This window comes from Rhodosalinus halophilus, assembly GCF_003298775.1.
GTDB lineage: Bacteria > Pseudomonadota > Alphaproteobacteria > Rhodobacterales > Rhodobacteraceae > Rhodosalinus > Rhodosalinus halophilus.
In genome coordinates this window covers 36,728-47,482 of record NZ_QNTQ01000001.1, presented here as the reverse complement: position 1 = coordinate 47,482, position 10,755 = coordinate 36,728, and the positions used below count along the sequence as shown (strand labels likewise).

Genomic DNA, 10,755 nt, shown 5'->3' with positions numbered 1-10,755 from the left:
GTCAGTTCGCCGTCAGCGTTACACCCTCGAGGGGCGCAGGTTCAATCTCCGGGCGCAGGCCGAGGAGCGGTGCGGCGCGCCGGATGAGCTCCGCCGCCACCGGCACCGCCGTCCAGCCTGCCGAGCGGCGCGGCTCGTCGCCCGAGGTCTCCACCGGCTCGTCGAGCGCCACGACCAGCGCATAGGCGGGATCGTCGGCCGGAAAGACGCTGGCGAAGGTGGCGATCACCTTGTCCTCGTAGTAGCCGCCCGTGCGCCGCGGCTTGTCGGCGGTGCCGGTCTTGCCGGCCACCTTGTAGCCGCGCACCTCCGCCATGCTGGCCGTGCCCTCGGTCACGACGCGCCGCAGCATGCCGAGCGCCTGGGCCGCCACCTCGGGCGACATCGCCTGCGCCTCCGGCTGCGGGGCGCGTTGCCGCAGCAGCGTGGGCACCACCTTGCGCCCGCCGTTCGCGATCGTGGCGTAGGCCGCCGCCAGATGCAGCGGCGTGACCGAGATGCCGTGCCCGTAGGAGACCGTGACCGTCGCCACGTCGCCCCAGCGCTCGGGCAGGAGCGGCCTGCCGCCCTTCGCCTCGGGCATCTCGAGGGGCACCGGCTCGGTCAGGCCCAGGCGCTCGAGAAAGGCGCGCTGGTTCTCCGCCCCGATCTCCAGCGCGAGGCGGGCGGTGCCGCGGTTGGAGCTGTGCACGACGATCCCCTCGACCGTCTGCTCGCCGTAGTTCTTGCCGCGGAACTCGCGGATCGCGAAGCCGCCGATCCGCATCGGGCCCGAGGTGTCGATCACGGTCTCCTCGTTCGCGACTCCCAGTTCGAGTGCCTGCGCCGCGGTGAAGATCTTGAAGGTCGAGCCGAGCTCGTAGACCCCCTGGACGGCGCGGTTGAAGAGCGGGCTGTCGCCCGGCTCGCCCTCGGTCGGCGGCGCGGGGCGGGAATTGGGGTCGAAGTCCGGCAGGCTCACGAGGCTGACGATCTCGCCCGTGTGCACGTCCATGAGCACCGCCGCGGCGCCCTTGGCGTTGAAGATGCGCATGGCGCCCTCCAGCACGCGCTCGGCGGCGGCCTGCACCGTCAGGTCGAGCGAGAGCGCGAGCGGCTCGCCGCCGCGCGCGGGATCGCGCAACCGCTCGTCGAAGGTCTTTTCCACGCCGGCCCGGCCGACGACCTCGGCGGCATGCACCCCCTCGCGCCCGAATCCGGCACCGCCCAGGACATGCGCCGCGATCGCGCCGTTGGGATAGAGCCGCATCTCGCGCGGGCCGAACAGAAGCCCCGGCTCGCCGATGTCGTGCACGGCCTGCTTCTGCTCGGGGCTGAGCTGGCGCTTGATCCAGAGGAACTTGCGCGCGCCGGTGAAGTCCTCGAGGAGCTCCGCCTCCTCCAGATCCGGAAAGATCCGGGCGAGTTCGCGCGCGGCGCGGGCGGGGTCGATCATGTCCTGCGGGTGGGCGTAGAGACTGTGCGTCTCCATGTTCGTCGCCAGCACCCGGCCGTGCCGGTCCACGATGTCCGCCCGCTGCGCGAGGATCGATGCGCCCGAGGCGCGCACGCGCGGCTCTTCGGGGTCGGAGGCGGCGAGGTCGGCCATCCGCGCGCCGACGACCGCGAAGGCGCAGATGAAGCCGAAGCCCAGCACCATCAGCCGGATCTCGGCGCGCTGGCGCAGCTTGTCGCGCATCTGCTCGTGCCGCAGGCGGATGTTCTCGCGCTCGATCGCGTCGGGGCTTTCGCCCTTCGCGCGGGCCTCGAGGATGCGCGCGAGCGGCCGGAGCGGACGGCGGATCATGGCCGGCCCTCCTGCTGCGAGACCTCTATGGTGTTCAGGATCGCCCCAAGGGGCGCCTCCTCCGCCGGGAAGGCCACCTGATCCACGCGGCCGAACTGTTCGGGCCGGAAAGGCAGAAGCCCGAGTTTCTCGTAGCTGATCTCCGCCAGCGCCATCAGACGGTCGGGCCGGTTGAGATAGGCCCATTCGGCGCGCAGCACCCCCAGCCGCGCCCGTGCGGCGGCGATCCGGTCTTGCAGCGCCTCGGTTTCGGCGATGGCCTGCTGCGTGCGGTAGTTCTCGCGGTACGCCCAGAAGGCCAGCCCGATCACCGCGAGCGCGGTCATGACGAAGACGATGGTCCGCATGTCCCTATCCCCCTGAAATCTCCGGCAGGCCGACCTCCGACGCGGCGATCTCGCCGGCCGGGGCGGCGGTGCGCCGCGCCACGCGCAGCCGCGCCGAGCGCGCCCGCGGGTTTGACGCGATCTCGTCCGCGTCCGGCCCCACGGGCTTTTTCGTGACGATCTCGAAGCGCGGCTCGGGCCGGACCTCTTCGGGCGCGAAGCGGCTGCCGCGGCCGCCCCGCCCCGCGCGCGCCTGCATGAACCGCTTCACGATCCGGTCCTCGATCGAGTGGAAGGTGACGACGGCGAGCGCGCCGCCGGGCGCGAGCGCCCGTTCGGCGGCCATGAGGCCGCGATGGAGCTCGCCCAGCTCGTCGTTGACCGCGATCCGCAGCGCCTGGAAGCTCCGGGTGGCCGGATGCACCTGCCCCGGCTTGGGCCGCGGCAGGCAGCGCTCGACGATCGCGGCGAGTTCCAGCGTTCGGGTGATGGGCGCCTCGGCGCGCGCCTTGACGATCGCGCGCGCGATGCGCCGGCTCGCGCGCTCCTCGCCATAGACGAACAGGATCTCGGCCAGTGCCTTCTCCGAGGCGGTGTTGACGATATCCGCAGCGGTCGGCCCCGCCTGCCCCATCCGCATGTCGAGCGGCCCGTCCTTCTGGAAGGAAAAGCCCCGTTCGGGCCGGTCGAACTGCATCGACGAAACCCCGAGGTCGAGCACCACGCCCTGCAAGCCGGTCCCGTAGCGGTCGAGCTCGGAAAAGACGCCCTGCACCAGGGTCAGTCGCTCGGCGCAAGCCGCACCCCAGTCCGCCGCCAGCGCAAGCGCCAGCGGGTCGCGATCGAGCCCGATCACATGCTCCGCGCCCGCCTCCAGCAGCCCGCGCGCATAGCCGCCCGCGCCCAGCGTGCCGTCGAGCCAGCGGCCCGTGACCGGCGCCACCAGCTCGAGCAGAGGCGCCAGCAGGACCGGGGTATGCGGCGCGTCGGCGGCCATGCGTCACCCCTCGAGGTCGGGCAGATCGTCGAGGAAGGCCAGCGGATCCTCGTCCTCGCCCATGTCGTCGAGCAGCGCATCGACCTCGGCCTGTTCGTCGGCATAGTTGCCGGGCGCCCAGATCTGGAAGTGATCGACCTCGGCGACGAAGAGCGCCTCGCCCTCGATGCCGAACTCGTTGCGCAGCGCTTCGCTGAGCACGATTCGCCCGTTGTCGTCGAGCGTCGTGTCGTAGACCTTGGTGCTGTAGAGCCTCGTGGCGCGCTTGCGCTCGTCCGAGCCGCGCGGCAGGCGCTGGATCGCCCTGGCGATGCGCTCGATCCCGGCGACCGTGAAGCACTGCAGGCGCCGGCCGCGCGGGTCGCCGTAGGCGATCGAGACGCGCGGCGCCTGGCCCGGGCTCCAGTCGGGATCGCCGGCCTGAAGCACACGCCGGAAGCCGGCCGGGATCGACACCCGGCCCTTCGCGTCCACCTTGTGGCGGCTTTCGCCCCTGAAGGTGAGACTCACTGGCTTCGCGGCCTCCGTTCTCTCGCCCCGCTCTCCCCCTGCGCCGCAACGAAAAACGGCGGATCGGGCTGCTGCCATGGCCCGATCCGCCGCCCTCGTCCCGTCGCCGGGCTGTCCGGGGTCGCAGTGTCACCTGGGGGGATGTCTGCTGCCTGCGCCCCGAAGCTCTTCGTCCTGATGAAGGGGTGTTGCCTGTATGAAACCCGCTGCCCTTTTCGGGTCTGTGCGGTGGATCGTTCTCACTGCCTCGTTCTGTCCCTCATCGTGGGTAAAGGAATGACATGGGATTTCGTGGGAAGCAACACCTTTCTATGGGATTTCGTGGGGCAAGGCACCGCTTCCAAGACCGCCGAGGCGGAGCGCAGCGCGCAGGAGCCGAGCGTGGGTGGAACTCGGGCCAGATCTTGCGCCGCCTCCGCGAACGACACCCATATCTCGGAACCACCTGTCGCATTCGGCCGATGTGGCGGAATTGCAACGCCTGCGCTGTCGATGGCCCTGGGCGCGCGCAAGAGGGGATTCGAAGGCCCCGAGTCGGCCGATCGAACGCCGAATCGTGGCCCCGCTCCACGTGGTGGCGCGGAATCCCATGGCGCAACGACAGGTCGAGACGGGCCGCCTCGAGTGCGGGTGCGCGCATTTCGCGCAACCGCGGCCAACAGGCCGGCATCCCGTTCACAGGGCGCCGCGGAAATGGTCATCACGCCCCGAGGGCGCCAAAAAATAGGTCAGCAAGGCATATGCATTTGCTGCAAAGCAGCATTGCGCAGCCGAGCATTGTGCAGCTGCAGCATTCGCCTAATTATGAAGGCAACAGCGCGGGCCAAGCCATCCGGCGGCTCTGCGCAAGAGTTCAGAAAGCCCTCTCCTCCTCCCTGGGTTTTCTGTCACTCGCGGCGGCGCCTCTCCTCCTCCCTGGCGCCGCCGCACTTTCTTCGAAGGTGTGGCCGATGGCCCGCCTCACATGGTTCGGGGCACCTTCTCCTCCCTTGGTGTCCCGTTATCAGGGCTGCAGCGCCTCTCCTCCTCCCTGGCGCTGCAGCCGAAACACGCACGGGGCGGCCGCCAGCCGTCCCGGAACGGACCGAAGCGCTCTCCTCCTCCCTGGGCGTTTCGACACAGAGAGCGGTGGCGCCTACCTCCTCCCGGGCGCCGCCGCTTTTTGCGTTTGGCCCTGCCGTGTCCGGCGGACCGGGCGTCAGAAGGGAATGTCGTCCGCCGCGGTGACGAAGCGCGCGACCACCTTCTTCGATCCCGCCTTCTCGAACTCGACCTCGAGCTTGTCGCCCTCGATCGCCGTGACGGCGCCGTAGCCGAACTTCTGGTGAAAGACCCGCTCGCCCACGGCGTAGGCGGCGACGGCCTCGAGGTCGATGACGCTGTGGCGCGACTCGCGCGGCTGGCTCACGGGCCGCTCACCAGCGCGGGCCTGCATCCGCTTCCAGCCGGGGGAGTTGTAGACATCGGCGCGCGAGGCCGCGACCTCGATGCCGCGCGGCGCGGCCGCGCCGTAGCCGCCGCCGTAAAGCCCCGGCGGCGTCAGCACCTCGACATGCTCCTCGGGCAGTTCGTCGATGAAGCGCGAGGGCAGCTGCGACTGCCACTGGCCATAGACGCGGCGGTTGCCGGCGAAGGAGATCGTGGCAAGCTCGCCCGCCCGGGTAATGCCCACGTAGGCGAGGCGGCGTTCCTCCTCGAGCCCCTTGAGGCCGGACTCGTCCATCGCGCGCTGCGAGGGAAAGAGTCCGTCCTCCCAGCCCGGCAGGAAGACGGCCGGAAACTCCAGCCCCTTGGCCGCGTGCAGCGTCATCACGCTGACCTTCTCGCCCTCGCCCTCGGCCTCGTTGTCCATGATGAGACTGACGTGCTCGAGAAAGCCGGTGAGGTTCTCGAATTCCTCCAGCGCCTTGACGAGCTCCTTGAGGTTCTCCAGCCGGCCCGGCGCCTCGGGCGACTTGTCGTTCTGCCACATCGCCGTGTAGCCGGATTCGTCGAGGATGATCTCGGCGAGCTCGACGTGGCTGATCTCCGGCTCGCCCGCCATCCGGCCCCAGCGGTCGATCCCGTCCAGAAGCTTCGCCAGTTCCGCCGCGCCCTTGCCCGAAAGCCCGCGGTCGGCCAGCAGCCGCTTCGCGCCTTCGACAAGGCTCACGCCAGCGGCACGCGCCGCCACCTGGATCTTCTGCTGCGCCTTGTCGCCGAGGCCCCGCTTCGGCGTGTTCACCACCCGCTCGAAGGCGAGGTCGTCGGCGGGCGAGACGGCGAGGCGGAAATAGGCCATCGCGTCGCGGATCTCCATCCGCTCGTAGAAGCGCGGGCCGCCGATCACGCGGTAGGGCAGCCCGATGGTGAGAAACCGGTCCTCGAAGGCGCGCATCTGGTGGCTGGCGCGCACGAGAATCGCGATCTCGTCGAGGGAGAAGGGCCGCATCCCCCGCGTGCCGCGCTGCATCGATTCGATCTCTTCGCCGATCCAGCGCGCCTCTTCCTCGCCGTCCCAGTGACCGATCAGGCGGACCTTCTCGCCCTCGTCCGCCTCGGTCCAGAGCGTCTTGCCCAGCCGGTCGCGGTTGGCCGAGATCACGCCCGAGGCGGCGGCGAGGATATGCGGGGTGGAGCGGTAGTTCTGCTCCAGCCGGATCACCTGCGCGCCCGGAAAGTCCTTTTCGAAGCGCAGGATGTTGCCCACCTCGGCCCCGCGCCAGCCATAGATCGACTGGTCGTCGTCGCCCACGCAGCAGATGTTGTGATGCCCGCCGGCGAGCAGGCGCAGCCAGAGATACTGCGCCACGTTGGTGTCCTGATACTCGTCCACCAGGATGTAGCGGAACCAGCGGCGGTACTGCTCCAGCACGTCGTCGTGGGTCTGGAAGATGGTGACCATGTGCAGCAAGAGGTCGCCGAAATCCACGGCGTTCAGCTCCTTCAGCCGCGCCTGGTAGAGCGCGTAGAGCTCCGTGCCGCGGTTGTTGAAGGCGCCGGCCTCGGCCGCGGGCACCTTGTCCGGCGTCCAGGCGCGGTTCTTCCAGTGATCGATGATCCCGGCGAGCTGGCGGGCCGGCCAGCGTTTCTCGTCGATGTTCTCGGCCTGGATGAGCTGCTTCATCAGGCGGATCTGATCGTCGGTGTCGAGGATGGTGAAGTTCGACTTCAGCCCAGCCAGTTCCGCGTGCCGGCGCAGCAGCTTCACGCAGATCGCATGGAAGGTGCCCAGCCACGGCATTCCCTCCACCGCCTCGCCCAGCAGGCGGCCGATGCGGGCCTTCATCTCGCGCGCGGCCTTGTTGGTGAAGGTCACCGCCAGGATCTCGTTCGGCCGCGCGCGCCCGGTGTTGAGCAGATGCGCGATGCGGGTGGTCAGCGCCTTGGTCTTGCCGGTGCCCGCCCCCGCGAGCATCAGCACGGGGCCGTCCAGCGCCTCGACCGCGGCGCGCTGCGCCGGGTTCAGCTCGTCGAGATAGGGGGCGGCGCGCGCCGAGACGGCGCGCTGGCTCAGGGACGGTCCGGGGGCGCTGCTCATGGCCGCAATGTAGCGCAGGCGGGCGGGCGGGGAAAGGTCATGTTCGGTTAATGTTCCGCCCCGTTCACAGCGGCCAGATCAGCGGAATGATGAGCGCCGAGAGCACGCCCATGCTGAGGTTGAGCGGAATGCCCACCTTCATGAAGTCGGTGAAGCGGTAGCCGCCCGGGCCATAGACCAGCGTGTTGGTCTGATAGCCGATGGGGGTGGCGAAACTCGCAGAGGCCGCGATCATCACCGCCACCACCAGCGGCCGGGGGTCGATCCCCATCGCCTGCGCGAGCCCGATGGCGATGGGGGTGACGACCACGGCGACGGCGTTGTTCGACACCAGTTCGGTGAGCACCGAGGTCAGCAGATAGACGGCCCAGATCACCAGGGGTCCAGGCAGACCGGCCAGCCAGGGCGCGACGGCGTCGACGATGAGCGCCACCGCGCCGGAGCTTTCCAGCGCGGCGCCCACCGCCAGCATGGCGAAGATCAGCGCCAGCAGCCGCCCCTCCACGAAGGAAAAGGCCTCGTCGGCGTCGATGCAGCGTGACAGCAGCACGACGGCCACCGCGACCACCGCCAGCAGCAGGATCGGCGCCACGCCCAGCGCGGCGAGCCCCACGATGCCCAGCAGCGCGGCCAGCGCCACCGGCGCGTGACTGCGGCGGAAGGCGCGCGCGGAGGGATGCGAGACGTCCACGAGGCCCATCTCCTGCGCCAGGCGCTTGATGTCCTCGGGCGCGCCCTCCAGCAGCAGCGTGTCGCCCACGCGCACGACGAGGTCGTCGATCTTGCGCCCGATGTTCTGGTTTCTCCGGTGCACCGCCAGCGGATAGACCCCGTAGCGCCGCCGCAGGCGCAGATCGCCCAGCCGGCGGCCCACCATCCGCGCGCCGGGGGTGATGAGCACCTCGACGGTCGTCGTCTCCTTCGCCGAGATCTGATCGACACGTTTCAGGGACTTGTTGCGCTGCAGCGAGAGGAGCTCGGTCATCTGCGTGCGCAGCACCACCCGGTCGCCCACCTGAAGCGTCACGCCCTCGAGGTTGCGGCGCAGCGACTCGTCGCCGCGGATCACGTCCACCAGCCGCACGCCCTCGCGCTTGAAGAGCTGCACGCCCAACACCTCGCGGCCGATCAGGTTCGACTCGGGCGGGATCACCGCCTCGGTGAAGAACTTCATCCGCGACCGGTCCGAGAGCAGGTCGGCCATGCTGTCCCGATCGGGCAGGAAGCGCACGGCAACGAAGCGCAGATAGATCATGCCCCAGGCGACCAGAACGATGGCAAGCGGGGTGACCTCGAAGATCGTGAAGGGCGCGAGCCCCTGCGCGCGCGCCACGCCATCCACCAGAAGATTGGTCGAAGTGCCGATCAGCGTGAGCGTGCCGCCCATCACGGCGGCGTAGGAAAGCGGGATCAGAAGCTTCGACGCCGGCACGCCCAGGCTGCGGGCGAGTTGCACGAAGACGGGGATCATCACCACCACCACCGGCGTGTTGTTCATCACCGCCGAGCCCACGACGACGAAGGTCATCAGCATCAGGATGGCGAGGCGCGGATTGGACTTGGCCCGCCGGTCCGCGAGGGTGGTGAAGGCGTCGAGCGCCCCGGTGCGCACCAAGGCCCCCACCACGAGGAACATCGCCGCGATGGTCCAGGGCGCCGGGTTCGACAGCACGCCCAGCGCCGCCTCGTAGGGCAGGACGCCGGTGACCAGAAGCACGGCGACGCCGCCGATCGCCACCACCTCGGTCGGATAGACCTCGCGCACGAAGAGCGCGAACATCGCGACCAGCACGCAGAGCGCAAGGATCGCCTCGCCCGTCTGGCCGAGCTCGAACATGCCTGTCACATCTGCCCCCGGAGGTCAGCTCCGACGGGCAGTATCCGGCAGCGGCGCGACCGGCGCAAGCACGCCCTTGGGCCGCGGCTGCACGAGGAAGAGCCCCGCCAGCATCAGCGCCAGCGCCGCCCAGACCCAGCCGGAATAGGCCTCGCCCAGCAGCAGCTTGGCCCAGAGCACCCCCCAGAGGGTGACGAGATAGGCCACCTGCGCCGCGAAGACGGCGCCTGCGTGCCCCACCAGCCAGACATAGCCCGCGTAGACCAGCGCATGGACGACGGCGATGCCCGCCACCGCCGCGTCGCGCAGTTCCCAGGGCGGGCGCGGGTCGATCCACTGTCCCGAGGATATCGCCAGAGGCGCGGCGATCAGCGTGCCGATCACCGAGGCGCCGAAGAGCGTCTGGATCGCGTCGAGCCCCTCGGTCCCGTTGCGGGCGACGTAGTTGCCCTCGAGCGCGTAGAAGAACGGCGCGACCAGCGCGAGCGGCACCCAGAGGATCATCCCCGGATCCGGCAGGCCGGATTCGGGCGCCACGATCAGCATCACGCCCATGAGCCCCGCCGCCAGACCGGCGAGCCGCAGCGCCGAGAAGCGGTCGATGCCGAGCGCCAGCGCGATCGGAAAGGCGAACATGGGCACGAGCGAGACGAGGATCGACATGACGCCTGCGGGCAGGTGCCCGACCGCCTGATAGCTCGCCGCGTTGGGCACCACCGAGCCGATCAGCGCGAGCACGGCGTAGAGCCTCAGATGCCGCGCCCCGAGCGGGAGCCCCCGCCCACGCGCGAGGCAGATTGCGCCAAGGAAGGCCGCACCGAGCGCGAGTTGCCAGAACACCATGCCGAAGTGGCGATAGCCCCCTGTCACCGCGATCTTCGCCAGCGGCTGCGTGATGCCCCAGCCCGCGCCGAGCGCCACGAGCACCGCGACGAGGCCCCAGCGCTCGGCCCGGCTCACGGGGCGGTCTCCTCCAGACGGCCGCCGAGCCGCACGGGCGTCACGCGCGTCGCCGCCCCGGTCCTGTCGTCGGTCTCGACATAGGTGCCGGCGAGCGTCGCCGCGCCTTCGGCCGGCACGAAGCGGCCCTTGCCCATCCCCGTCACGAAGCGGCGCATGGGCTCGGTCTTGTCCATGCCGATGACGGAATTGTAGTCGCCGCACATGCCCGCGTCGGACTGATACGCCGTCCCGCCGGGCAGGATCTGCGCGTCGGCCGTGGGGACATGGGTATGCGTGCCCACCACGAGGCTCGCCCGGCCGTCGCAGAAATGGCCCATCCCCATCTTCTCCGAGGTCGCCTCGCAATGCATGTCCACCAGCGCCGCCTGCACCATGCCGCCCCGCGGGTGGGCGCGCAGCACGCGGTCGATCTCCGAGAAGGGGTCGTCGAAGGGCCGGTTCATGAACACGCGGCCGAGCGCCTGCGCGACCAGCACCTTTCGGCCCTGCGTGGCCTCGAAGACGCCGTGGCCCCGCCCCGGGGCTGTGGGCGCGTAGTTCAGCGGGCGCAGGATCCGCGGTTCGCTGTCGATGTAGCTCAGCATGTCCTTCTGGTCGAAGGCGTGATCGCCCAGTGTGAGCACATCCGCGCCTGCGCCCAGCAGGAGCTTCGCATGATCGCCGGTGAGCCCCATGCCGTGGCTCGCGTTCTCGGCGTTGACCACGACGAAATCGAGCCGCCAGTCCGCGCGCAGATTCGGCAGCCGCTCCATGACCGCGGTGCGGCCCGAGCGGCCCACCACGTCGCCCAGAAACAGAATCCTCATGGGATTTGGG

Annotated in this window: 8 protein-coding genes; all 8 read right to left on the bottom strand. The window is 69.9% G+C overall.

Annotation, left to right across the window (positions count from 1 at the left end):
* Position 1 precedes the first annotated feature (1 nt).
* The gene (locus tag DRV85_RS00210) at positions 2 to 1,786 is read right to left on the bottom strand and encodes a peptidoglycan D,D-transpeptidase FtsI family protein (protein ID WP_113287423.1); all 1,785 of its coding nucleotides are present in this window, start codon (positions 1,784 to 1,786) and stop codon (positions 2 to 4) included.
* Positions 1,783 to 2,133, bottom strand: coding sequence for a cell division protein FtsL (gene ftsL / locus DRV85_RS00205; protein ID WP_113287422.1), 351 nt, complete (start codon positions 2,131 to 2,133; stop codon positions 1,783 to 1,785). Before ftsL ends, DRV85_RS00210 begins: the two co-directional genes overlap by 4 nt.
* 4 nt (positions 2,134 to 2,137) lie before the next feature.
* Positions 2,138 to 3,109 carry a 16S rRNA (cytosine(1402)-N(4))-methyltransferase RsmH gene (gene rsmH, locus DRV85_RS00200; protein WP_113287421.1) on the bottom strand — a complete coding sequence of 324 codons (972 nt, stop codon included), beginning with the start codon at positions 3,107 to 3,109 and terminating at the stop codon, positions 2,138 to 2,140.
* A gap of 3 nt (positions 3,110 to 3,112) precedes the next feature.
* Positions 3,113 to 3,619, bottom strand: coding sequence for a division/cell wall cluster transcriptional repressor MraZ (locus tag DRV85_RS00195; protein ID WP_199525715.1), 507 nt, complete (start codon positions 3,617 to 3,619; stop codon positions 3,113 to 3,115).
* 1,198 nt (positions 3,620 to 4,817) lie between these two features.
* A complete protein-coding gene (locus tag DRV85_RS00190; protein WP_113287419.1) occupies positions 4,818 to 7,139 on the bottom strand; it encodes an ATP-dependent helicase in 2,322 nt (773 codons plus the stop codon).
* 64 nt (positions 7,140 to 7,203) lie between these two features.
* A complete protein-coding gene (locus DRV85_RS00185; protein WP_113287418.1) occupies positions 7,204 to 8,976 on the bottom strand; it encodes an SLC13 family permease in 1,773 nt (590 codons plus the stop codon).
* A gap of 24 nt (positions 8,977 to 9,000) precedes the next feature.
* On the bottom strand, positions 9,001 to 9,936 hold the full coding sequence (locus tag DRV85_RS00180; RefSeq protein ID WP_113287417.1) for a DMT family transporter: 936 nt from the start codon (positions 9,934 to 9,936) through the stop codon (positions 9,001 to 9,003).
* Positions 9,933 to 10,745 carry a TIGR00282 family metallophosphoesterase gene (locus tag DRV85_RS00175; RefSeq protein ID WP_113287416.1) on the bottom strand — a complete coding sequence of 271 codons (813 nt, stop codon included), beginning with the start codon at positions 10,743 to 10,745 and terminating at the stop codon, positions 9,933 to 9,935. The genes DRV85_RS00180 and DRV85_RS00175 overlap by 4 nt, the downstream gene beginning before the upstream one ends.
* Between the last annotated feature and the right edge of the window lie 10 nt (positions 10,746 to 10,755).